This is a genomic window from Methylobacterium nonmethylotrophicum, from assembly GCF_004745635.1.
GTDB lineage: Bacteria > Pseudomonadota > Alphaproteobacteria > Rhizobiales > Beijerinckiaceae > Methylobacterium > Methylobacterium nonmethylotrophicum.
The window spans coordinates 1-23,671 of sequence record NZ_SRLB01000023.1 but is presented as its reverse complement, the minus strand read 5'-3'; the positions used below and the strand labels follow the sequence as shown (position 1 = coordinate 23,671).

The following is a 23,671-nucleotide window of genomic DNA, read 5'->3' as shown; positions in this document are numbered from 1 at the left end:
GCCACAGCGTCCCGCCCGGCTTCGGATCCCGCTTCTCGTCGCGCCCGCCGCCGTCCGACGAGCCCGGATGGCTCTCCCGTTGCAGCACGTCGTGCCGAGAGCGACGCCGCGTCCCGGCACCGTTTCGCCACCGGACGGCCAAGCCTCAGGCCGCCTCGTGCTGCTGCCGGATCCCGGCCTCCGCATCCTCCGGCACCTCACGGGGGAGGGCCGGCACCCGGGCCCAGGGCTCGATCCGGAACGGGACGTCGCGCAGCCGTCCCGAGGCGGTGGCGCCGACCGCCACGATGTCGGGCCAGCGCGACAGGAAGGCGGTGACGCAGGCCGGATCGAAGTGGCGGCCACTCTCGGCTTCGATGCTGGCCCGCGCCTCGTCGAGCGGCATCGCCGCCTTGTAGGGGCGTTCGGTGGTCAGCGCGTCGAACACGTCGGCAACCGCGACGATGCGCGCGGCGAGGGGGATCGCCTCGCCCGACAGGCCGAGCGGGTAGCCGCCGCCGTCCCAGCGCTCGTGATGGGCCTCGGCGATCTCCGCCGCCAGCCCGATCAGCGCGCAGGAACTGCCGCCGAGGATCCGCTTGCCGATCGCCGCGTGGGTGCGGATGAGCGCGAATTCCTCGTCGTCGAGGCGCCCGGGCTTCAGCAGCACGCCGTCCGGGATCGCCACCTTGCCGACGTCGTGGAGCGGGGCCGCCAGGTAGACCCGGCGACAGAGGTCGGGATCGAGCCCCAGGGCCTCGGCCATGATCTGGCTGTAGCGGGCGACGCGCCAAGTATGGTCGCCGGTGTCGTTGTCCCGGTACTCCACCGCCAGCGAGAGCCGGAAGATGATCTCGGCCTCGCGCTCGCGCAGCGTGCGCACCGCCTTCTCGACCTCGCCGGCGAGCTGGGCCGCCTGGTCGTCGAGGCGCCGGACCGCGCTGGCCAGCCGCACCAGGTTGCGCAGCCGCACCGTCATCTCGACGCGGCCGAGACGCTTGTCGAGGAAGTCGGTCGCGCCCGCGTCGAGGGCGGCGAGGCGGACCGTGTCGCTCACCTCGCTCGTGATCATCACGATCGGCACCTGGGCGTAATGCTGGATCGCCCGCAACTGCCGGACGAAGGCGACGCCGTCCATGCCGGGCATCGTGTAGTCGACCAGCACGAGGTCGAAGGCGCGCATGCGCGCCTCGTCGAGGGCCGGCAGCGGATCCCGGAAGATCGCGGCGGTCACCTGCCGGTCCTGCTCCAGCAGCCGCTTCAACCGGGCCAGCGCCGTGCGACTGTCATCGACGACGAGTACGTCCATCTGCCCGCCTCCTGCGGCACACGGCAATCCCCTGAAGCCGCTCTCACGGCTCGGGACGCGGACGCTCCCCCTGGCTCAGGGCAAGGCATCCGCTTGCTCTCGGAGGCGATCTTGAACCGTTCGATTTAAGCAGCGGTAAACAATGACCGTGAGTAAGAAAAATTTCCGCTTATTTTACTTCAAGTAACTAGGAAATACTTCCACTTGCAACGCTAGATCTAACAGTATCTGACTGTCATAGAATGGCTTTTTTGATGGAGATATCCGGAGATGATGTGAATAAATGCGCGGATCATCTTGGGATCCCGCCTCCGGACCGTCGCTCGACTTGGACGGCTTGGCCTCTCGGCCGCGCTCTCACCGGGCAGGCGGGCTGAGATCCCCGGCCGGCTCCGGCGCGGGATCCGGAATCGGCCGGACCCCGTTGCGGCCCGGATCGACATCCGGGGTCGCGACAGCCTCGCGGGACATGCCCGCGCGAGGGGTCGCGGGGCCGGACGTCGTCCGGTCTCGCCGCCGGCTCGCGCTCCCCCGGAATCGGCGGGGAGCGCGCCAGCCGGTGCGGCCGGCCCCCCGGCTCTCGGTCGCGCTAGAAGTAGAAGCGCGGGCGATAGTACCGGCGGTAATACGGACGATAGTATCGGCGGTAGTACGGCCGGTAGTAGTAGCGCCGGTAGGGCCGGTAACCGTAGTAGCGGCGATAGGGCCGGTAGCGATAGTAGCGGCGGTAATAATAGGCTTTCTCGACCAGGGGCGTCGCGGTGCTGGCCTCGGCCGCGAGAGCGCCGGCGCTCGGCAGGGCGGCGGCGGAGCTGCGGCTGGTGCCCAGCCCGAGCCCGGCGACGAGCAAGGTCAGGACCAGGCTCATCCATCGTAGGGCGCGCATGATGTCGATCTCCCTCTGGCGGCGCGGCTCATGGGGCCGGCGCCCCGGCTGCGAATTGACGACGGGCTTCTGCCTGCCGCGAGAACGGCAGGTCCCTGCCGCGAAACGGCAGGGCGCCCGCCGGACCACCGAGGGGCGCCGCTGGTTCATCTAGACGCCGCCGACGCCGCTTCAATCGAGCGGAACGAAAAACTCGGGATCGACTTGCCGGCCTACGCAGTCTTCTCCCGGCCGCGGGACTCCGCCGGCCTGCGGCGCCCGGGCTCGCTTGCCGGGCCGGCGCGGCCCGCCTACCTGTCAGGCTCGCGACTGGAGACCCCGCCCCGCCATGCCGTTTTGGCCCCTCACCGCCCTGCGCGCCCTCCTGCCCGAGCGTTGGGCCCGCCGCCACCCGGTGGTGCCGGTCGTGCGCCTGAGCGGCGCGATCGGGGCGGTCTCGCCCCTGCGGGCTGGCCTCTCGCTCGGGGCCTGCGCGCCGGCACTGGAGCGGGCCTTCGGCATGAAGGGGATCCGGGCGGTCGCGCTCGTCATCAACTCCCCGGGCGGCTCGGCGGCGCAGTCGCACCTGATCTTCCGCCGCATCCGGGCGCTCGCCGCCGAGGCCGGGGTCCCGGTCCTCGCCTTCGTGGAGGATGTGGCGGCCTCGGGCGGCTACATGATCGCTTGCGCGGCTGACGAGATCCACTGCGATCCGTCCTCGCTCGTCGGCTCGATCGGGGTGGTCTCGGCAGGCTTCGGCTTCACCGGGCTGATCGAGCGCCTCGGCGTCGAGCGCCGGGTCCACACCGCCGGCAAGGCGAAGGCGATGCTCGACCCGTTCCGGCCCGAGAATCCCGACGACGTCGCCCGCCTGAAGACGATCCAGGCCGACATCCAGGCGATGTTCACCGAGCTGGTGCAGAGCCGCCGCCCCGCTCTCAAGGGCGATCCCGACGAGCTCTTCTCCGGCGCGGTCTGGACCGGACGCCAGGGCCTCGCGCTCGGCCTCGTCGACGGCCACGGCGACGTCCGCTCCGTGCTGCGGGCGCGCTTCGGCGACACGGTGCGGCTCCCGCTGGTCGAGCAGGTGCGCGGCGGCCTGATCGCCCGCCTCCTGCGCCGGCGCGAGCCGGGCGCGGTCGGGCTCGCGGCCCTCGACGGGGCGCTGGCGCTCCTCGAGGAGCGCGCCGCCTTCGCGCGATACGGGTTGTAGGCCTGCGGCTCGGTACGGCTCTCACGGGGCCTGCGGCGCGGCCTGCTCCCGCAGGCTCGCCGGCAGGGTCGCCAGGCACAGGATCTGATCCTGGCGCTCGTAGGTCTCCCGCTCGCGGATCGCCCGCGTGACCTCCTCGGTGCCGGCGCTGGAATAGCGCAGGCCGAACGGGATCGAGCCGTCCTTCGGGTGTGAGCTGAGCTTGCGCCGGGTCTCGGCCCGGCAATAGGCGACCCAGTCCTGCGACAGGCCGAGCCGGCGGGCGAAGTCGGTCACCGCGATGCCGACCCGGATCTGCGCCTCCCGCTCGGTCCGGGCGAGGGCCCGGTCGTCGAGGCCGCTGATCAGCCCGCTCACCACGAAGCCGAGTGCCACCGCGATCATCATGAGGACGAACAGGCTGCGCATGGGGGTGCCTGCTCCCGGACGGCGGCGTGGGCCGTAGGTGTCGCTCGGATTCCGTTCGGCAAGGCACGCGGTTCGTGGCTCGCCGGTCTCGCCTCACGTCTCTGCCGCGCCTGGCGTCATCCGGGAGCCGCGAAAGCGGAGCCCGGCATGACATGGAGGAATGGCGATGCGAGCGGCTGCTCAGCCGGCCGCCGCAAGCGAACGAGCGCTCAATACGACGGCCCGTACGAGTAGTACGTCGCGCCGTAGGGCGACGGATAGGCCGCTCCGACCGGCCGCCAGGCGTCGTCGCCCCACGGATCGTAGGCGCGGCGGCGGGTGACGCGGACGGTCGGCGCGAAGCCGTCCTGGTCGAACTGCTCCCGGCGCATCCGCGCCTCCCGCCGCGGGGCGGCGCGGCCCGCGACCGCGGTCTCGTCGCCGCCGATCACCACCCGGGTGTTGCCCATGCCCTCCTGCTTGACGAGGGCGAAGAGGGTCGCGGCCTTGGCGGGCGCCAGGCGCACGCAGCCGTGAGAGGCCGGGGTGCCGAGGCGGCCGGTGTGGCTGCTGCCGTGGATGGCGTGGCCGCGACCGGTGAAGAAGATCGCGTGCGGCATCGGCGCGTCGTCCCACTCGCGGGAATAGTAATCGGCCACCATGCGGGAGGGCGAGAAGGCGCCGCGGGGCGTGCTGTAGCCGGCCATGCCGGTCGAGACCGGCCAGTCGTAGAGGGTCTGCCCGTCCCGGGTCACGGTCATCCGCTGGGTGGACTTGTCGACCCGGATCAGGATCCCGGCGCGCGCCTCGTTGGCCCCGGCCACGCAGAGGGTGACGAGGAGAAGGGCAGCGGCGCGCATCGTGAAGACTCCTTATCCGGCAGGACGCGAACGGCATGATGCCACGCTTGGTGCCGGAAAGACGTGCGCGCCGCGCCAAGGTTCCGGGTTTTTACTGCGCAGAAACCTTTATGTGCCGGCCACCTCCGGCTCCCAGCCGATCGCCCGGCGCAGGAAGGCGGCGCCGAGGGCCGCGAAGGCGGCGGTCTCGGCGCTGTTCCTGCCGTGGGAATGGCCGCCGGCCTCGGGCTCGTAGAAGCGGGCAGGGTAGCCGAGCGCCTGGAGCTTCGCCGCCATCTTGCGGGCATGGCCCGGATGCACCCGGTCGTCGCGCCGGGTCGTGGCGATCAGGATCGGCGGGTAGGGCTTGCCGGCTTCCGCGAGATGGTAGGCCGAGATATCCTGAAGGAAGGCCCAGTCCTCCGGGTTGTCCGGGTCGCCGTACTCGGCGATCCAGCTCGCGCCGGCGAGGAGCTTGGTGTAGCGCCGCATGTCGATCAGCGGCACGGTGCAGAACAGCGCGCCGAACCGCTCGGGATAGCGCGTCAGCATGTTGGCGATGAGGAGCCCGCCATTCGAGCCGCCCTCGGCGGCGATGCGGCCGGGCCGGGTCACGCCGCGGCGCACCAGGTCCTCGGCCACGGCCGCGAAGTCGTCGTGGGTGAGCGCCTTGCCCTCGCGCCGGCCGGCTTCGTGCCAGCGGGTGCCGAACTCGCCGCCGCCGCGGATATTGGCCACGACCCGCGTGCCGCCTTTAGCGAGCCAGAGCCGGCCGAGGATCGCCGAGTAGCCGGCGAGGTTGGTGACCTGGAAGCCGCCATAGCCGGAGAGGTGCACCGGCGCCTCGCCGGTATCCCCTGGCGGCCCGGCCTGGACGTAGGGGATGCGTTCGCCGTCGCGCGACACCGCCTCGTGCCGGGTCACCACCAGCCCCTCGGCCTCGAACAGGGCGGGGGCCTGCTTCAGCAGCACCGGCGCGGCGAGGTCGGGGCGGGTGGCGAGCAGGGTCGAGGGGGTGACGGGGTCGTTCGCGGCGACGAGCAGGTCGCCGTTCGATTCCTCCTCCTCGCCGTCCATCGACCAGACGCTGACGACGCCGAGCTCCGGCAGGCCCGCGACGCGGCTCTCCGCCCATCCGTCCGCCGAGGGGGTGAAGACCGGAAAACGCGCCTTCAGGTCGTCGAGAACCGAGATCACCAGGTGGCCGCCGGTCCAGAAGAAGCCCTGCAGCGCCCGGCGCGGGCCGGGGGTGAACAGTACCGTGAGGTCGCGGCGGCCAGCGAGGAAGGCGTCGAGCCCGATGCCGAGCACGCTGTCGGCCGGATGGGTCGCGCCGCCGACCTCCCAGGGCGTGCGGGTGCGAAGGGCGAGGAAGCCCCGGTGCCAGTGCGCGTCGGCATCGGTCGGGATGTCGAGGCGGGTCCTGGCGCCCGAGCGGTCGCCGAGGCTGACCGTGCCGTCGAAGAAGCCGGTGCGCTCGGCGAAGACGATACGTTCCGGCTCGGCCTCCCGGTCCGGATAGGCGTAGGCGACCATGCTGCTCGGGGCGGCGGAGAAGATCACCGGCGCGGCGAGCGGGTCGGTGCCCCGCCGCCACAGCCGCACCGTGCGGGCGTAGCCCGAGGGCGTCGCGTGCTCCGGCCCGCCGAGCGGGCTTGCCAGCAGCAGCGTGTCGGGATCGAGCCAGACCGGGATGCTCTTGGCCTCCGGGAGCGCGAAGCCGCCCTCCACGAAGGCGCGGGCGGCGAGGTCGAACTCGCGCACCACCGTCGCGTCACCGCCGCCGCGGGAGAGCTGGATCAGCGCCCGCGCGTGGCTGCCCGGCAGGCTCGCGGCGCCGCTCCAGACCCAGTCCTCGCCCTCGTCGCGAGCGAGCGCGTCGAGGTCGAGGAGCACCTCCCAGGCCGGCTCGGGCTTGCGGTACTCGTCTTCCGTCGTGCGCCGCCACAGGCCGCGGGGATGCTCGGCATCCTGCCACAGGTTGTAGAGCAGGCCGCCGCGCCGCGTGACGCCCGGGATCTTGTCCGGCCGGTCGAGGGCGGCCTTCAGGCCGTCGCGGTCGGCGGCGTAGCGGCCGTCGGCAATGGCGGCCAGCGTGTCGGCGTTCTGCGCCTCGACCCAGGCGAGTGCCCGCTCCCCGTCGATCTCCTCGAGCCAGAGATGGGGGTCGTCGTCGGGCGCCTGGAGGGTCGGGCGGGGATCGGGCGTGCGCGTCATGCCGGGCTCGTCGGTTCGGGGGTCGGCCAAGGAATCGCTCAAGGATCGGGTCCGGGATCTAGCCTGGCCGGGGGCAGGATCCAGGGTGATGCCCGGGAGGAACACCGGGGTCCGGGAATGCCGCGCCGTCATACGGTTGCAACAGCCCGCCTGTTTGAGGGGAAGACAGGGCGCGGGTCGGCACCGGCCCGGGAGGATCCGCATGACCGGTACCGGCCTCGCCGCCATCATCTGCCTCGCCCTCACGGTGATCAACCTCGCGAGCCTCGCCATCGCGCTCCGGCGCCTCGGGCGGCCGGATCCGGCCTCGGCCGGGCTCGCGGAGGCACCCGTGACGGTGGTGCGGCCGGTCTGCGGCCTCGAGACCTACAGCGAGGAGACGCTGGGCTCGGGCTTCCGCCTCGCCTATCCGGATTACGAGCTGATCTTCTGCGTCGCCCGCGCCACCGACCCGATCGTGCCGCTCGTCGAGCGGCTGATCGCCGCGAACCCGGGCGTGCCGGCGCGGCTGATCGTCGGGGACGAGCGGGTGAGCGACAACCCGAAGCTCAACAACTGCATCCGCGGCTGGGACGCGGCGCGCCACGACTGGATCATCCTGGCCGATTCGAACGTGCTGATGCCACAGGACTACATCCATCGCCTGCGCGCGGCCTGGCGGCCCGACACCGGCCTCGTCTGCTCGACCCCGATCGGCACGCGGCCGGGCAGCTTCTGGGCCGAGGTCGAGTGCGCCTTCCTCAACACGCTCCAGGCGCGCTGGCAATATGTCGGCGAGGCGCTGGGCCTCGGCTTCGCGCAGGGCAAGAGCATGCTGTGGCACCGGCCGCTGCTGGAAGCCCAGGGCGGCATCCGCGCGCTCGCCGCCGAGATCGCGGAGGACGCCGCGGCGACGAAGCTCGTGCGGGCGATGGGCCGGCGGGTCCACCTCGTCGCCGCGCCCTTCGCCCAGCCGCTCGGGCCGCGGCGGGCGGCGGAAGTGTGGTCGCGCCAGCTGCGCTGGGCGCGCCTGCGCCGCGTCACCTTCCCGCTGTTCTTCGCCCCCGAGATCGGCACCGGCGCGGTGATCCCGATGCTGGCCGCCTGGCCGGCGGCGGGCGGAGGGCTGGCCGGCCTCGCGGCGATGCTCGGCACGGCGGCCGCCTGGTACGGCGCCGAGTGGCGGCTCGCCGCCCGCAACGGCTGGCCGCGCTCCTGGCGCTGGCCGCTCGCGTGCCTTTCCCGCGACCTCCTGTTCATCCCGATCTGGCTCGCCGCCTGGGTCGCCCGCGACATCGTCTGGCGCGGCAACGCCATGGACATCCGCACCAAGCCGGCCCGCCTCGGCACCGACGCCTCGGCGGCGTGACCCGCCGCCGGTTCACGACCGCTTGACGACCGGCCGCGACGGGATCAACCTCCCTCCCGCGCTCCACCGCATCCGCGGGCGGGCGACGCCGACGGAGGGAGGCATGACGCCACCCATGAGACGGGCCGCGACGATCGCCCCGGCACCCGTTCGGGCCCGGGCGTAGCGGCACCCCGACGGACGACGGGGCGGGGACGGCCCCACGGGGCGGTGAAGCCACTCCTCGAGTGCGCCTTCCGATGACCGATGAGCCCCGGCCTTGGCCGCTCCCGCCCCGATGCTCGAGAGTGGCTGATGGCACGGGCTGCCGGGCCCGTCGCGCGTGCGGCGACTCAGGTGTCCGACGCGGTCCAGATGCGCGCCAACCGCGCCAGGCGCACCAGGGCGTGCTGGAACCGCTCCGGCGTCTCCTCGACCCGCGCGTGGATCCCGAGCGCGCTCACGCCGACGACGCGGGCTCGGACCTCGCCGATCGACGCCGCCGCGACCTGGATCCGCGTGCCGGGGACGAGCTGGGCCTCCGCCACCGGTGCCAGCAGCAGGCCGCCGAGGCTCAGGTTGAGGATCTCCGTGCGGTGGCTCCGGCCGCCATGGTGCAGGCGCGCCGACAGGGTGACGGGAAAGCGCCGGTCGCGCCGCCGCTCGCTGCCGTCCTGCGACCCCGGGGCGACGGGCGCCGACGTGGGGGAAGCGGATCCGACCTGCGGCATGGGAGGCGACGCGTTCATGCCGGTCTGATCGCAAGGATAGGTTAAGTCTCGTTTAATGAATTGATGATTAACTATCATGTGACAAATTTTGGTTCTTCTCCCGAGACCACTTCCGACATGACGACGGGTTTCGATGCGCGCCGGCCTCCGGCCTTCCTGCGGGCGCGGAGGATGCCTCCCTGCGGCGCCACGACGAGACGAGCGGGCCTGGCCGCGTCGGATGCCCGTCATGGCGCGTGACGCCCGGTCCGGCTGGCGCGGCGCCCTCGCGCGCCTGTTCGGCGGTGGCCGCGGGGCCGCGGAGCGGCTGCTCGCCGGCTGCCCCGACCTCGTCGCCGAGATCGACCGCGCCGGCCGGCTCCTGTCCGCCTCGCCGGCGAGCCTGGCGCTGACCGGCCGGACGCCCGGCGCCCTCGCGGGCCTGTCCCTGGCCGAACTCATCCATCCCGAGGACCGCGCCGGGCTCGCGGCCCTGCTCGCCGGCGGCGGCGCCCTGGTGCACCGCCTCTCGCCCATGCCGACGGGCGCTGGATCTGGGTCGAGACCCGCCTGTCCGCGGAAGGCGCGCCTCTCGTGGCGGTGATCCGCGACGCCGCCGCGCGCCAGGACACCGAGGCCTCGCTCCGGGCGAGCCGGGCGCATTACCGGGCGCTCGCCGACACGCTGCCGCAGCTCGTCTGGATGGAGCGCACCGATACCGGCGAGACCGTCTACGCCAACCCGGCCTTCGCGCGCTGTTTCGGCGCGATCGGGCCCGGCCGGGAGGCGCGGCAGGAGCGCTATCACCCCGACGACCGGCCGCGGATCGCCGCGGCTTTGGCGGAGGGCGGCAGCGGCGACGTGCAGGGCCGGCTGCGCGACCGAAACGGCGTCTATCGCTGGCACCAGCTCGCCTTCCAGCCCCTGCGCAAGGACGACGTGCTCCTCGGCTGGCTCGGCTCGGCCCTCGACATCGACGAGATCCTGGCCGCCCGCAAGGCGCTGGAGGAGACCGGCGACCTGCTGCGTCTCGCCCAGGAGGCGGCGGGCGCCGGCCTGTTCGATCTCGACCTCGTGACCCGCGAGGTGACGCTCGCGCCGGAGAGCGCCCGGCTGCACGGCCTGCCCGGCGACCGGCCGGCGGTGATCGCCCTCGGCGCCTGGCTGCGGCGGCTGGTGCCGCAGGACCGCAAGCCGGCGCTGGCGGCCTTCCGCGGCGCGCTGGGGGGCGGCGGCACCTTCGACATCGCCTTCCGGGTGGTCCTGCCCGACGGCGTGCGCTGGATCCAGGCCATCGGCCGGCTCTGCCGGGACCGGGACGGCCGGCCGCTGCGGCTGACCGGCCTCAACCTCGACATCTCGGCCCGCAAGGACGCCGAGGCCGGGCTCGTGGCCGCCAAGGCGGCTGCCGAGGCCGCCAAGGCCGCCGCCGAGGCTGCCAAGGCCGCCGCGGAGCGGGCGAACGCCGCCAAGACCGACTTCCTGTCGGCGATGAGCCACGAGATCCGCACGCCGCTCAACGCCGTGATCGGCTTCACGGGCCTGCTCGCGCAGGCCGAGGGTCTGGAGCCGGAGCTGCGGCGCTACGCCGGCCTCGCCCGCGCCTCGGCCGGCGGCCTGCTCACCGTCGTCAACGACATCCTCGACTTCTCGTCGGTCGAGGCCGGCGCAGTGGCCCTGCGCCAGGATCCCTTCGCGATCGAGGCCCTGGCCGAGGGCTGCCTCGGCGTCGTCGCGGGGGCGGCCGCCGAGAAGGCCCTCGAGGTCCGGGTGGCGATCGACGCGAGCCTGCCCCGCCGCCTCGTCGGCGACGAGGCCCGGCTGCGCCAGATCCTCATCAACCTCCTCAACAACGCGGTGAAGTTCACCCCCCGCGGCAGCGTCGCCCTGTCCCTGCGCCACGAGGGCAGCGGCCGGGCCGGCGAGCGGATCCGCTTCTCCGTCGCCGATACCGGGATCGGCATCCCGGCCGACAAGCAGGGCCGGCTGTTCGAGCGGTTCTCCCAGGTCGACGGCTCGATCCGCCGCGATTACGGCGGCACCGGCCTCGGGCTCGCGATCAGCCGCCGCCTCGTCGAGGCGATGGGCGGCGAGATCGGGCTGATCTCCGAGGCCGGCCGCGGCTCGACCTTCTGGTTCACCCTGACCCTGCCCCGGGCCGAGGACCAGGCGGCACCCGAGACCTGCACCGCAGCGCCGGGCCGGGCGGGCCGCATTCTCCTCGTCGAGGACATCGAGGTGAACCGCGAGCTCGCCTGCCTGATGCTGCGGGGGGCCGGGCACGCCGTCGATGTCGCCACCGACGGCTTCCAGGCGGTGCGGGCGGTCGAGGCCGGCGCCTACGACCTCGTGCTGATGGACGTGCAGATGCCGGGCCTCGACGGCACGATGGCGACCCGGCTGATCCGCTGCCTCGCCGGCGACGCCGCACGGGTGCCGGTGATCGCCATGACCGCCAACGTGCTGCCGGACCAGGTCCAGTCCTTCCGCGCGGCCGGGATGGACGACCACCTCGGCAAGCCCTTCACCCCGGCGGAGCTCAACGCCGTGCTCGCCCGCTGGCTCGACCGCGGCCCCTGCCCGGAGGCGGACGCGGACGAGCCCGCCGCCCTCGACCGGGCGCTCTACGACGACATCCGGGCCTTCCTGCCGCCGGAGGCGGTGCTGCGGCTCCTCGGCCATCTCGCCGAGCAGGTCACCGGGGCGCTGGCGGGGGAGGGGGCCGACGCGGCCGAGCGCGCGCGGCTGCGCTTCGAGGCGCACGGCCTCGTCTCGGCCGCCGGGATGCTCGGCTTCGCTCCGCTCTCGCGGGCTTGCGCCGAGCTCGAGGCCTGCGGCGAGGACGAGGTCGCCCGCGACGGCACCAGTTTCGCGATGGCGCTCGCCCGGGCCCGGGCGCGCTGCGCGGCGGCCGCCTTCGAGACCCGCCGCCTGATCGGCGCCCTCGAGGCGCCGGCCGCGCCGAGCGGCCTCGGCCGCACGGCTTAAGGCGGTTGGGGAGGCGAACCTTGGGAAAGGGTGCCGGCATCGCCGCAGGCGCCGGAAGTACTCGCCCTGCGGGGAACAATCTCCGCAGCGGTCGACGACGTCGTTCCAAGATCTGGCACGGTTCCCCTCTCCCGTGTGGGAGAGGGGCCAGGGGTGAGGGTGCTGCGCTTCAGTGTAGAGCGTTGAGCGTCGTGCTGGCAGCGGAACGGTCACAGCCTGACCCAGGACCGTGTCACCCTCGCCCCTACCCCTCTCCCACACGGGAGAGGGGATCCCGCGACTTCCTGAAATGAGCGAGGGAGGACGGGGACCATCGCAGCGCTTGGGCTCCTGCCTATTCCGGTGAAGGTGTGGATGCGAGCGCCCCGGGGGCTTGACGGGCCCCGCGCGGCAGTCTCGCTCATCCGAATTTATCCTGAAGGATGTAAGACTTAATCGCACGGGATGCGACCCGTCCCGGCAAGGTCCGCTTAACGCTGCGGGCCCGATCCTGCCCGTGTTGCAGGGTCTGGTGGCGTTTCGACATGCACCGCAAACTCGCTCGCGTCGCGGTCCGGCGCGGCCCGTTCTCATGCGTCTTCTCAGGCGTCCTGGCGCTCGCCGCCGCCGCGGCCGACCGGCCGGCGCACGCGGCCGACTGGTATACCGGGGCCGAGCCAAACGGCGCCCAGGACGCCTGGATCGTCTCGGTCGACACCGCGGCGACCGTGAGCTCGCAAGGGGCGCAATTCGCCGGCGCGACCGCGACGGCGGCGCCGGCGGGCAACCTCCTCACCAGCGGCCTGCGCCTGCGGGCGGATGCGGTGCTGGGCTCGTACCGGGCCGGGACCGGGCTCGGGCAGCAGGCGGAGGCGGCCGCGATGGTCGGCTACGGCTGGGTCTGGCCCGAGGCGGTGCTGTCGGCCTTCGTCGGCCTCACCGTGCGCCGCAACGACCTGCCGGGGATCGAGGCGAGCGTGCGCAACGCCGGCGGCTTCAAGGCGGCGCTGGACCTCTACGCCCGGCCGACCCCCGGCACGATGGTGCACGCCACCGGCACCTATGCGAGCACGTTCAACGCCTATTACGGCCGGGTGCGGGGCGGCGTCGCGGTGCTGGGCGGCTTCCTCGGCCCCGAGGCCGCCGTGCTGGGCGACGATTATTACCGGCAGTGGCGGATCGGCGCCCACTGGAGCGGGCTGCAGGTCGGCGCGCTGCAATTCGGCCTCGCCGCCGGCTATCTGCACGACCAGGCCCGCAAGGGCGGCCTCTACACCACCGTCGACATGCGGGCGGGCTTCTGATGGGCGCCTCCCGCACGCCCGCCCACGGCCTCGCCGCCGCGTCCCTGCGCTGGACGATCTGGGGCCTCTCGGCCGCGGTCACGATCGGGCTCCTCGCCCAGCCGGTCGGGCCGGAGGCGCAGCTCTGGCTCTGCGGGGCGGCCTGCGCCGGCATGCTGGCCCTGTGGCTCCTAGCGCCCCGCCGGGGCCTGCCCCGGCTCGCCTTCCTGGCGCTCGGCACCCTGGTGGTGATCCGCTACGTCTACTGGCGCCTCACCGGCACGCTGCCCTCCCTCGACGATCCGGTCGGCCTCGGCTTCGGCATGATGCTGCTCGGGGCCGAGCTCTACTGCGTGCTGATCCTGGCGGTGAGCCTCGTCGTCACCGCCGACCCGCTGGTGCGCGAGACCGTGCCCTTTCCGGCGGACGCCGATCTGCCCGCCGTCGACGTGCTGATCCCGAGCTACAACGAGCCGACCGAGATCCTGGCGGTGACCCTCGCGGCGGCGCTCAACCTCGACTATCCGGCGGACAAACTCACCGTCTGGCTCCTCGACGACGGCGGCACCGACCAGAAATGCGCCGACCCGAACCCCGCCAAGGCCGCGGCGGCGCAAGAAAGGCGGGCGGAGCTGCAGGCGCTCTGCGCCGCGCTCGGCGCCTGCTACCTGACGCGGGCCCGCAACGAGCACGCCAAGGCCGGCAACCTCAACAACGGGCTCACCGCCTCGCGGGCCGAGATCGTGCTCGTGCTCGACGCCGACCACGCGCCGTTCCGCTCGTTCCTGCGCGAGACGGTCGGGCTGTTCTCCGAGGACCCGAACCTCTTCCTGGTCCAGACGCCGCACGTCTTCCTCAACCCGGACCCGGTCGAGCGGAACCTGCGCACCTTCGCCCGCATGCCGTCCGAGAACGAGATGTTCTACGGCGTGACCCAGGCCGGGCTCGACAAGTGGAACGGCTCGTTCTTCTGCGGCTCGGCGGCGCTCCTGCGACGGCGCGCCCTCGACGCCGTCGGCGGGTTCTCCGGCATCACCATCACGGAGGATTGCGAGACCGCCCTCGACCTGCACGGCCGGGGCTGGACCAGCGCCTATGTCGGCAAGCCGCTGATCGCCGGCCTCCAGCCCGAGAGCCTGGCCGACTTCATCGGCCAGCGCGCCCGCTGGTGCCAGGGCATGATTCAGATCCTGATGCTCAAGAACCCGCTGATGAAGCCGGGTCTGCGGCCGATCCAGCGGCTCGCCTACCTGTCGAGCATGACGTTCTGGTTCTTCCCGCTGCCGCGGCTGGTCTTCATGCTGGCGCCGCTCCTGCACATCTTCTTCGACGTCAAGATCTTCGTGTCGTCGGTGGACGAGGCGATTGCCTACACGGCGACCTACATCGTCGCCAACCTGATGATCCAGAACTACCTCTACGGCCACGTGCGCTGGCCGTTCGTGTCCGAGCTCTACGAGTACGTCCAGGGCGTGTACCTTGCCCGCTCGATCGCCTCGGTGATCGTCTCGCCCCGGCGGCCGAGCTTCTCGGTTACCGCCAAGGGCGCCGGCCTCGCGCACGACCACCTCTCGCCGCTCGCCTGGCCGTTCTTCGCGATCTTCGCCGCGCTGGCGGCCGGCTGCGGCATGGCGGCGTGGCGCTACCTCTACGAGCCCGGCGTCACCAGCCTGATGCTCGTCGTCGGCCTGTGGTGCGGGTTCAACCTGGTGATCGCCGGCGTGGCCCTCGGCGCCGTGGCGGAGCGGCGCCAGGAGGAGACCACCCCGAGCCTGCCGGTCGGCCGGCCGGCCCTGGCGGCGATCGGTGACGAGCGGGTGCCGGTCACGGTCGAGCGGATGAGCGCGGAGGCCGCGACCCTGCGCCTGCGCCGGGCGGACGGCGCGCCCTTTCCGGCGATGCCGCAGGGCGGTCTCCTGCAGGCCGGGACCGGCCCGGCCCTCCGCTTCACCCTGCGGGCGGCGCCGGCGCCGGACCTGCGCGTCGTCGCCTTCGCGCCCCTCGCGCCCGCGGAGTACCGCACGGTGGCCGGGCTGATGTACGGCGACGCCGCTGCCCTGCGGGGCTTCCTCGCCGGGCGCCGCCGCCATCGCGACCTCGTCACCGGCACCCTGCGCTTCCTCGCCTGGGGCGTCGCCGAGCCGCTGCGCGCCGTGTCCTATCTCGGCCGGTCCGCGCCGCCGGCGCTCCCGGCGCCTGCCGTGCCGGAGGCGGCGTCCGCGGCCGAATTACCCGCCGTCGCCGCGATACCGCCCGTCGCGGCCCGGGTGCCGGCGGCCGAGCCGTCGCCGCAGGTCATCCTCGCCGACGAGATCGCCCGCGACCTCCCGGCGACCCTGGCCGCTGCCCTCGCGCCGGTCGCGGCCGCGCCCGCATCGGTCGCGCCCGTCATCCCCGCCAAGGTCGCCTCGCCGGCCGTCGCACCGGCGGCGATCCGGCCGGAGCCGGTGCCGGCCGCCGCAATGCCGGCCCTGACTCCCGGATCGGTCGACGCGCCGGTCCGCGCGCCGGCGGTGCCTTCCGCGATGCCGGAGGCCGCCCTGCCGCAGGCCGCCATGGCCGAGGCCGACTGGCGTGCCGCCATCGCGGGCCTCCTCGCCGCGGCGCCCGGCCTCGACCGAGCCCCGCCCCCCGACGCGGCCACCCTCGACGCGGCTTTCTGGGCCGAGAGCATCCGGGCGCTGGCCGGCGCAGGGGCGGTTCCGGCTCCGCTCGCGCCGCCGCGCCGGCAGGCTGTCCCCCTCGCGCCTTCTGCTGCGCCTGCCCTGTCGCAACCCCTGGAAGCCGGTCGCCCGGCCGCCGCCCGCGACGCCGCCTGAGGAGGGTCTCGCATGCGCATCCTCGTGCCGCTTCTCGCCTCCGCCCTGTGCGGCGCGCCCGCCCTCGCCCAGACCTTCTCGGGCTTCGGGCCGACCCCCGTGATGGTGCTGCCGGGCGTCCCCGCCCAGAAGCCCGTACCGTCTTCCGCCCCAATGGCGGCCGGCGCGCCGAAGGGTCCCACGCTGCGGCGCCTCCCGGCGGTCGCGTCTCCCTTGCGGCTCTGGGGCGAGACCGGCGCCGTGACCTGGCCGCTCGCCGTCACGGCGGCCGAGGCCCGGGCGGGCGGCCGTCTCCAGATCGGCTACCTCTCGGCGATCTCGGTCCTGCCGGAGGCCTCGACGCTCGGTTTGAGCCTCAACGGCGTCGAGATCGGCCGCGCGGCGATCGACGGGGCCCGGGGCCTGCGGCTCGAGACCGTCGCGATCCCCCCGGGCGCCCTGCGGCCCGGGATCAACGCCGTGACCCTCCGGGTCGACCAGCGCCACCGCGTCGACTGCACGGTGGCGGCCACTTACGAGCTGTGGACCCAGATCGACCCCGAGACCACCGGCCTTCTCTCCCCGGGCGAGGGCCTCGCCGACCTCGCCGACCTCGCGGCGGCCCGGCCGGGGCCGGACGGCGCCGTGCCGATCCGCCTGATCCAGACCGGCGAGCGCCTGTCGGAGCGGCGGGTCGAGGGCCTGATCGCCGGCGCCCAGGCCCTGGCCCTCGCCGGACGCTTCGGGCAGCCCTCGGTCTCCTTCGCGCCGGCGCCGGAAGCCGGCGACGGGCTCGCGCTCGCGGTGGCGCCCGCGGCCGAGCTCGCCCGCAGCCTCGACATATCGGCCCTCGGCCCCGTCACCGGCCCCCGCCTCGCCCTGCTGCCGGCAACGGCCGGGCGCCGCCCGGTCGTCGTCGTCACCGGGGCCGACGAAGCCGACGTGGCGGCGGCCCTCGGCCAGCTCGACGACCTCGCCGCGATGGCGCTGACCGGCACGCCCGAGGGCCTGGCGGCGTTGCGCGACGCCGGCGGCCGGCGGATCGCGGGCGGCGAGAGCCTGACCCTGGCCGATCTCGGGCTCCAGGACGAGGCCGTCACCGGGCGGACCCACCAGCTCACCCTCGATCTGGCGCTGCCGCACGACCTCCTGGCGGCGGACTACGCCAAGATCGCGCTCGACCTCGACGCGACCTACCCGGCGGGCCTCGCGCCGGGCGCCCAGGTCAGCGTGTCGATCAACGGCGCGGCGGCCGGCAGCGTCCCGCTCGGCCGGTCCGGCGGCGAGACCCTGCGCCGGCGCACGGTCTTCCTGCCGCTCCACCTGCTGCGCCCGGGCCTCAACCGCATCACCCTGCTCGCCGAGCTGCCCCGGGCCCAGGACCAGACCTGCGCGGCGCCCGCCGGCGAGCGCCTGCTCCTGCGCGCCAGCACCCGCCTGACGATCCCCGACCTCGCCCGGATCGCCCGCCAGCCGGACCTCGCCGCCGCCGCAGCCGCGGGCTTCCCCTACCATTCGGCGAAAGCCGGCGGACCGGGCCCGGAGGCCCGCGGCCCAATCGGCCCCGATGCCCGTGCCCCGACGGGCGTGGGTGCCCACGCCCCGACCCTCGCCGTCCCGGCGCCTGCCAGTCGGGCGCCGACCCTCGCCGTCCCGGCGCCCGACCGCGACACCATGGCGGCGGCCGCCACCCTGGCGACCCGGCTCGGCCTGGCGGCGGGGCGGCCGATCCCCTTCGCCGTCGCGGCCGGGCGCAGCGGCGTGGTCGGGCCGACCCTGGTGGTGGCCGCCGCCCGCAGCCTCGACGCGCCGCTCCTCACCGCCGCCGGCCTGGACCCTCACGGGGTGCGCGACGCCTGGGCGCGGCGGGACGAACCGGCCACCGCCGCGCCGACGCCCGAGATGGCCGCCGCCGCGCGCCGCCAGGCCCTGCGCCGCGGCGCCCCCCCGGGCTGCCGCGGCCCGGCGACCGACACCCTCGGCTTCCCCGAGGCCGCCCTCGTCCTCGCCCAGGGGGTGACCGGTCCGGCGCCCGACGACGTGCTCACGGTCGTCACCGCCGCCACGCCGGCGGGCTTGAGCGAGGCGGTCGGCTGCCTCGTCCAGCCGCTGGTCTGGAGCCGGCCCCGGGGCGGCCTCGCCCTCCTGGCGCCCGATGGCGCGGTGGCGGTGGGCGTGCCCGGCAGCGTCCGCTACGTCGCCAGCGCCCCGGCCTCGTTCGGCAACCTGCGCCGCGTGGCCGCCGGCTGGCTCTCCCTCAACGGCGAGGTCTACGCGCTGATGGCGCTCGGCTGCGCCGGGCTCCTGGCAGCCTCGACCCACTGGCTGGTGCGCAACCTCGGCAGGAGCACGCGGTGAGACCCCTGTTTCTCCTCCTCGCCCTCCTCGGGCTCTGCCATGCGGCCGCGGCGCAGACCGCGCCGCTCGCCGGCCACGACGGCTGGCGCGCCTACAAGGCCCGCTTCGTCACGCAGGCCGGCCGGGTCGTCGATACCGGCAATGGCGGCGTCAGCCACAGCGAGGGCCAGGGCTACGGCATGCTGCTGGCGGTGCTCGCCGGCGACCGCGCCACCTTCGAGCGGATCTGGACCTGGACCCGCGCCAACCTGATGGTCCGCGACGACCAGCTCCTCGCCTGGCGCTGGGAGCCCGACCGGCGCCCGGCGGTCGCCGACATGAACGACGCCGCCGACGGCGACCTCCTGGTCGCCTGGGCGCTGGCCGAGGCGGTGGCGGCCTGGGGCGACCCCTCGCACAGGGTCGCCGGCCGGCGCATCGCGGTCGAGCTCGGCCGCAAGCTGATCCTGCCGCGGGCCGCCCACGGGCCGCTGCTGCTGCCGGCGGTGGCGGGCTTCTCCGCCGAGGACCGGCCCGACGGCCCGGTCGTCAACCTGTCCTACTGGATCTTCCCGGCCTTCGACCGGCTGCCGCTCCTCGCCCCCGAATTCGACTGGGCCGGGCTCGACCGCAGCGGCCGCCGGCTGATCCGCGCCGCGCGCTTCGGGCCCGCGCGCCTGCCGAGCGAGTGGGTCTCGCTCGCGGGCGCCGCCCCGCGCCCCGCCGACGGTTTATCGGCCGAGTTCGCGTACAACGCCCTGCGCATCCCGCTCTACCTCGCCATGGCGGGGGCGACCGACGCCGACCTCTACGCGCCGTTCCTAAGCCTGTGGCCGAGGCCGGAGGCCGGTAACCTCGCCCTCGTCGACACCGCGAGCGGGACGATCAAGGCCCGCCTCACCGAGACCGGCTACGGCGCGATCCCGGCGCTCGCCGCCTGCGCCGCCCGCGCGACGCCGTTCCCGCCCGCGCTCACCCGGGTGCGGGCCGAGAGCGAGCACTACTACCCGGCGACCCTGCAGCTCCTGGCGCTCGCTACCCTGAAGGTGAGGTATCCCGCATGCGCCCCGCGCTGATCCTCGCTCTCGGCCTCGCGGGCCTCGCCCCCGCCGCGGGCGCCGAGCGGCCCGACGAGACGGCTCTCCGCTACTACGCCACGCAGCGCCAGCCCGAGCGGGTGGCCGCCGAGGCCGGGCGCCTCACCCGCCGCTTCCCGGGCTGGACGCCGCCCGCCGATCTCTGGACCGCCGAGCCGGGGGCGGAGGACGAGGAGGGGTTCTGGGACCTCCTCAATGCCGGCCGCCTCGACGTCCTGCACAAGGCGCTCGCCGAGCGCGCCGGGGCCGAGCCGGGCTGGAAGCCCTCCGGCGCGCTGGCGGGCGCCCTGGCGCGCCGGCGGCTGCGCGACGAGGTGCGGGCCATCGCCAAGGCCGGGCGCTGGGCCGATCTCGCGACGCTCGCCGACCGGCGCCGGCCGGAGATCGAGGCCGGCGAGCCGGAGGTGGCCTGGACCGTCGCCGAGGCGCTCGCCCGCGCCGACCGGGCGCCGGAGGCGATCGCGCTGTTTGGCCGGGCGCTCGCCTCGCCGCGGGCCGGCGCCGACGCGCGCCGGGCCGGCCTGCTGCGGGCGCTGGCGCTGCTGCCGATGGCCGAGATCGACCGCCTCGCCGCCGGGATCCCGGCGGACGACCTCGCGCCGATCCGCATCGACCTCATCCGCGCCCGTCTCGCCGCGGTCCTGCGCGACGAGGCCGGCCAGGCGGTCGGCCCGGACGATCTCGCCGCCTTCCAGGCCTATGCCGAGCCGGCGCCGGACCCCGACCAGGCGGCCCTCGTGGCCTGGTACGCCCTCAAGCGCAGCGACCTGCCGGAGGCCCTCGCCTGGTTCAAGCGCGCCATCGCCCGCGGCGGCGACGCCATGGTGGCGCACGGCCTTGCCCACACCCTACTGCGCCTCGGCCTGCACCGGGAGGCGGAGGACGTGGCCTATGCCTGGCGCGAGCCGCTGGTGAACAACACGCTCCTGTTCATCGACATCCTGGAGCGCGACCTGACCCGCGCGACGCCCCCGGCGATCGAGCCCGAGCGCCTGCGCCGCTACGCCGAGGTGACGGCCGCCACCGCCTCCGGGGAGGGCGCACAGGCGCTCGCCTGGTACGCCACCAACACCTGCCAGTTCGACGCCGCGCTCGCCTGGTTCCGCCGCGCCGTGGCGTGGTTCCCGAAGGAAGCCACGGTCTACGGCTACGCCCTCGCCCTGCAGCGGGCGGGCCAGCAGCGCGCCTTCGTGGAGGTGGTCAACCGCTACGACGGTCTGTTTCCGCGGGTGATCGGCCTCCTGTTCGACCCCCGGCCCGACCGGCCCTCGCCCTGCGACGCCGCTACCCAGCGCCCGCCGGAGACGGCTGCGCGCGGCACCTATCTCGACCTCGCGCCGCGGCCGGAGCCGCGCGGCCGCGTGCCCAATCCTGAAGCCCTCGCGGCGCCGGCCGCCCCGCTGGTGCGGCGCAGCGACTTCCCGCTGGCGGTCGCCATGGAGAACGACCTGCGCGCCGCGCCCGCGGGCAGCCCCGTGCCGGCCGTGACGCTCCCCACCACGCGGCCTGCGGGCCGCGTCCCGACGACGGCGCGGCGCGTCCCCGGCGTCGGGCCGATGCCCTACGAGCGGTTCGGGTTCTCCCTCCTGCCGGCCTGGACCGGCGAGGCCGGGCCGAGCGTGCCCAGCGCGGCGGAGCGCCCGGCGCCCCTCGGCAGCCTGTGGTCGGCGATGCAGGCCGTCCCGGCCGAACCGCCGGCCCGGCCGGACATTGCCACGACCGGCGCCATCGCCTCCGTTAACCGAAAGGCCCAGCCGTGATCCGCGCCTCCGCCCTCGCCGCCGCCACCCTCGCCCTCGGCGCCTGCACCGCGCGGGAGAGTGCCGTGACGCAGCGCTTCGCCAGCCTCGACGCGGCCCTGCCGTCCGGCCCGGGCCGCCGGTCCGCGCCGACCCCCGTCGTCGTCCTGCCGGCCTGGATCGGGCGCCCCGTCGCCCTGCGCGAACGGGACGGTCCGGGCGGGTTCGAGCAGGAGATCGCCCTCGCGCCCGCGGGGCACCGGGGCGGGGGCGACCATCGGGTGCGGGTCGTGAGCCCGCGGGACGGCGCGCTCGACGCCGTCCTGGGGGGCAAGCCGACCGAAGCCGGCATCCGCGCCGAGCTCGCCGGCGCCTTCCCGGGGGTGGCGATGCAGGTCGTCACCCGGTCCTCCGCCAACGCCTACGGGCCCTACGGCCTCGCCATCGGCCGCGCCGGGGCGATGCGCTGCCTCTACGCCTGGCAGTGGATCCCGGCGGCGCCGGTGCTGGAGGGGGGCGGATCGACGCCGCTTTCCTTACGCCTGCGCCTGTGCCGGAACGACGTCACCTTCGAGGCGATGGCGGCGGCGGTGACGCAGCTGCGCCTGGTGCCGCGCTTTTCCGGCACTCCCGTCCCGGTTCCGTCGGCGGTCCGGCCTTTGCGCCAAGCCCGCCCGGTCCCGATGGCCCGCCCGGCCCCGGTCGCCCCCGCGCCGGCCTCCGATCCCGCGCCTGCCGGTCCGCGTTATCTCGGCACCGAGGGGCCCGAGCGCCGTCCGTCCGCGGCAAGCGTGCCGGGTCTTCCTCTCCGCGGCGCCCTCCTGGGCGCGATCGACGGCCCTGGCCCGTCTCCGGCGGCGGCGCGCCTGCCTCCGGGCGCCGCGATCCTGCCGCCCGAGGCCACCGGCGGCCCGGCCCCGCGGCACCCATGATGACGTCGCGTTTGTCGCGGCCTGAGAATCAGATCCGAGCGGAGTCACCGATGAGCCTGCGCCTTCTCGTGGTCGAGGACGATCCCGGCTTCCAGGACCTCGTCCGCGCCCTGTGCGAGCGCCGGGGCGACAGCGTCGACGTGGCCCAGGATGGCTTCCTCGGCCTGCGGCTCCTGAGCGAGCGCCGCCACGACGTGGTGATGATCGACTATCACCTGCCCGAGATGGACGGCTACGCCCTCGCGCGCCTGATGCGCGAGATCGCGCGGCCGGAGGACCGGGTGCGGCTCGTCGGCGTCACCGCCGACCGTCACGGCCTGGCGTCGCGCCGCGGCGCCGACGCCCGCTTCGACGCCATCCTGGTCAAGCCCCTCGACCCCGACGCGCTCTACGCGACCCTCGATCGCCTCACCCGGCCGGAGCCGCCCGCGAGCGCGCCGGAGACCGGCGTCGACGCACTCTGGCGCCGCTTCGGCTTGCCGGGCCGGCCCCGCGCCCTGATCTGCCCGATGCCGGGCGCCACCGAGGCTGCGGCCCTCGCCCAGGCCTTCGTGCCGGTGGAACGCGCCGCCGAGGCCGACCTGATCCTGCTCAGCGGCGAGGCCGGCCTCCCGGCCCTGCGCGCTGCCCGCGCCGAGATGCCGGGGCGCCCGGTGCCGACCGTCGACCTCACCGGCCGGCTCGGCGGCGCCTGCGACGTCGCCTTCCGGGTGGCCGAGCCGGCCACCTGGGCGGCGCTGGCCGAGGCCTGCACCGGATTCGCGGCGCGCCGGGCCGGGCTGAGCGTGCGCCCCGATTCGGCCGACCCCGTCCTCCACCTCCTGGCGCTGCTCCACGTCACTGGCCGCGACCTGGCCCTGGCGGGCGGGGAGGGGAGCCTCGCCTACGAGACCGGCCTGTCGCCCGCCGCCCTGATGGCGGCGGTCCTGAGCTTGACCGAGGCAGGCGCCCTCGCCTGCGTGGCGGTCGGAGCCGGGGTGAGCGTACGCCTGACCGAGCAGGGCCGCCGCGCCGCGGCAGGCGCCGCCACGCTTGCCGGGGCCTCGCGGCGAGGAGCGCCGACGGAGCCGCCGCGGCCGGCGGTGCTCAACGCGCGCAAGACCGCCGAGCTGTCGCGTCTCCTCGGCGAGGCCGAACTCGGGCGCCTGCACGACCGGCTCCTCGCACAGCTCGCCACTGCCTTCGCACAGGCCGACCTCGCGACGCTCGCCCACGAGGCCCACGTGATCGTGGCGATGGCGGGCAGCCTCGGCTTCGACGACCTGGCCGCTGCCTGCCGCGGGCTCGAGGCGGCGCTCTCCGCCGGGACCGGCGTTCCGGAGGCCCTGTCCGAGGCGCGCCGCGCCGCCGCCGAGGCCCGCACCACCTGTGCCGCCGCCTGTGGCGCGGGAGGGGAGGGGCCTTCGAGACCGGGCCCTGTCGCAAGAGTTTCACAAAGGGGTTGACGGGTCCGGGCCCGCGGGCCTATACGACCACCCATCGGCGCCGGCCGCACCAGCGGACCGGGCGCTGGGACGTCTTCTGCACAGTCCGGGCCGGCGAGCCTGACCTTGGTCAGGCGCTGGTCCTGTTGTCGCCGATGATGCCCGGCTCCGGCCGGATCGCTCTTTGACAAGTTCATATGAGAAAGAGAAGCGTGGACGGCGTCGTCCCTGCGGGTCGGCCTTCTTGG

At 74.7% G+C, this 23,671-nt stretch carries 17 protein-coding genes; 11 read left to right on the top strand and 6 right to left on the bottom strand.

Features of this window, described 5'->3' with window-relative positions:
* Nucleotides 1–145: 145 nt before the first annotated feature.
* A complete protein-coding gene (locus tag EU555_RS25525; RefSeq protein WP_135418098.1) occupies nt 146–1,288 on the bottom strand; it encodes an HD-GYP domain-containing protein in 1,143 nt (380 codons plus the stop codon).
* 589 nt (nt 1,289–1,877) lie between these two features.
* Complete coding sequence (locus tag EU555_RS25520; RefSeq protein WP_245524490.1) at nt 1,878–2,174, bottom strand: hypothetical protein; 297 nt, start codon at nt 2,172–2,174, stop codon at nt 1,878–1,880.
* Between the two features lie 328 nt (nt 2,175–2,502).
* Here EU555_RS25520 and EU555_RS25515 point away from each other — a divergent pair, with 328 nt between their 5' ends.
* Nucleotides 2,503–3,366 (top strand): S49 family peptidase, encoded by an 864-nt coding sequence (locus tag EU555_RS25515; RefSeq protein ID WP_135418096.1) that lies wholly within the window; start codon nt 2,503–2,505, stop codon nt 3,364–3,366.
* Nucleotides 3,367–3,387: 21 nt separating this feature from the next.
* Here EU555_RS25515 and EU555_RS25510 read toward each other — a convergent pair whose 3' ends face one another.
* The 3 genes from EU555_RS25510 to EU555_RS25500 form a co-directional block, all read right to left on the bottom strand.
* Nucleotides 3,388–3,774, bottom strand: a complete 387-nt coding sequence (locus EU555_RS25510; RefSeq protein ID WP_135418094.1) for a hypothetical protein — start codon at nt 3,772–3,774, stop codon at nt 3,388–3,390.
* Nucleotides 3,775–3,983: 209 nt separating this feature from the next.
* A complete protein-coding gene (locus EU555_RS25505; protein ID WP_135418092.1) occupies nt 3,984–4,613 on the bottom strand; it encodes a L,D-transpeptidase in 630 nt (209 codons plus the stop codon).
* A 108-nt stretch (nt 4,614–4,721) separates the two neighbouring features.
* The gene (locus EU555_RS25500; protein WP_135418090.1) at nt 4,722–6,809 is read right to left on the bottom strand and encodes a prolyl oligopeptidase family serine peptidase; all 2,088 of its coding nucleotides are present in this window, start codon (nt 6,807–6,809) and stop codon (nt 4,722–4,724) included.
* 202 nt (nt 6,810–7,011) lie between these two features.
* On the opposite strand from EU555_RS25500, the gene EU555_RS25495 reads away from it, so the two are divergent.
* A complete protein-coding gene (locus tag EU555_RS25495; RefSeq protein WP_135418088.1) occupies nt 7,012–8,157 on the top strand; it encodes a ceramide glucosyltransferase in 1,146 nt (381 codons plus the stop codon).
* Between the two features lie 332 nt (nt 8,158–8,489).
* Here the strand turns inward: EU555_RS25495 and EU555_RS25490 are convergent, their stop codons facing one another.
* Nucleotides 8,490–8,885, bottom strand: a complete 396-nt coding sequence (locus EU555_RS25490; RefSeq protein ID WP_167858662.1) for a PilZ domain-containing protein — start codon at nt 8,883–8,885, stop codon at nt 8,490–8,492.
* A 211-nt stretch (nt 8,886–9,096) separates the two neighbouring features.
* Here EU555_RS25490 and EU555_RS25485 point away from each other — a divergent pair, with 211 nt between their 5' ends.
* The 9 genes from EU555_RS25485 (at nt 9,097) to EU555_RS25445 (ending at nt 23,444) form a co-directional block, all read left to right on the top strand.
* Complete coding sequence (locus EU555_RS25485) at nt 9,097–9,450, top strand: PAS domain-containing protein (protein WP_167858661.1); 354 nt, start codon at nt 9,097–9,099, stop codon at nt 9,448–9,450.
* Nucleotides 9,441–11,834 (top strand): hybrid sensor histidine kinase/response regulator, encoded by a 2,394-nt coding sequence (locus tag EU555_RS25480; RefSeq protein WP_135418082.1) that lies wholly within the window; start codon nt 9,441–9,443, stop codon nt 11,832–11,834. The genes EU555_RS25485 and EU555_RS25480 overlap by 10 nt, the downstream gene beginning before the upstream one ends.
* A 524-nt stretch (nt 11,835–12,358) precedes the next feature.
* Nucleotides 12,359–13,117, top strand: coding sequence for a cellulose biosynthesis protein BcsS (gene bcsS / locus EU555_RS25475; protein ID WP_135418080.1), 759 nt, complete (start codon nt 12,359–12,361; stop codon nt 13,115–13,117).
* Nucleotides 13,117–15,915, top strand: a complete 2,799-nt coding sequence (gene bcsA / locus EU555_RS25470) for a UDP-forming cellulose synthase catalytic subunit (RefSeq protein WP_135418079.1) — start codon at nt 13,117–13,119, stop codon at nt 15,913–15,915. The genes bcsS and bcsA overlap by 1 nt, the downstream gene beginning before the upstream one ends.
* 12 nt (nt 15,916–15,927) lie before the next feature.
* Nucleotides 15,928–18,252, top strand: coding sequence for a cellulose biosynthesis cyclic di-GMP-binding regulatory protein BcsB (locus EU555_RS25465; RefSeq protein WP_135418077.1), 2,325 nt, complete (start codon nt 15,928–15,930; stop codon nt 18,250–18,252).
* On the top strand, nt 18,249–19,307 hold the full coding sequence (locus EU555_RS25460; protein WP_245524489.1) for a family 8 glycosyl hydrolase: 1,059 nt from the start codon (nt 18,249–18,251) through the stop codon (nt 19,305–19,307). The genes EU555_RS25465 and EU555_RS25460 overlap by 4 nt, the downstream gene beginning before the upstream one ends.
* Nucleotides 19,292–21,088, top strand: coding sequence for a tetratricopeptide repeat protein (locus EU555_RS25455; protein ID WP_135418075.1), 1,797 nt, complete (start codon nt 19,292–19,294; stop codon nt 21,086–21,088). Before EU555_RS25460 ends, EU555_RS25455 begins: the two co-directional genes overlap by 16 nt.
* Nucleotides 21,085–21,999: a cellulose biosynthesis protein BcsN gene (bcsN, locus tag EU555_RS25450; RefSeq protein WP_135418073.1), complete on the top strand. Its 915-nt coding sequence runs from the start codon at nt 21,085–21,087 to the stop codon at nt 21,997–21,999. Before EU555_RS25455 ends, bcsN begins: the two co-directional genes overlap by 4 nt.
* Nucleotides 22,000–22,049: 50 nt before the next feature.
* Nucleotides 22,050–23,444: a response regulator gene (locus EU555_RS25445; protein ID WP_167858660.1), complete on the top strand. Its 1,395-nt coding sequence runs from the start codon at nt 22,050–22,052 to the stop codon at nt 23,442–23,444.
* The last annotated feature ends 227 nt before the right edge of the window (nt 23,445–23,671 follow it).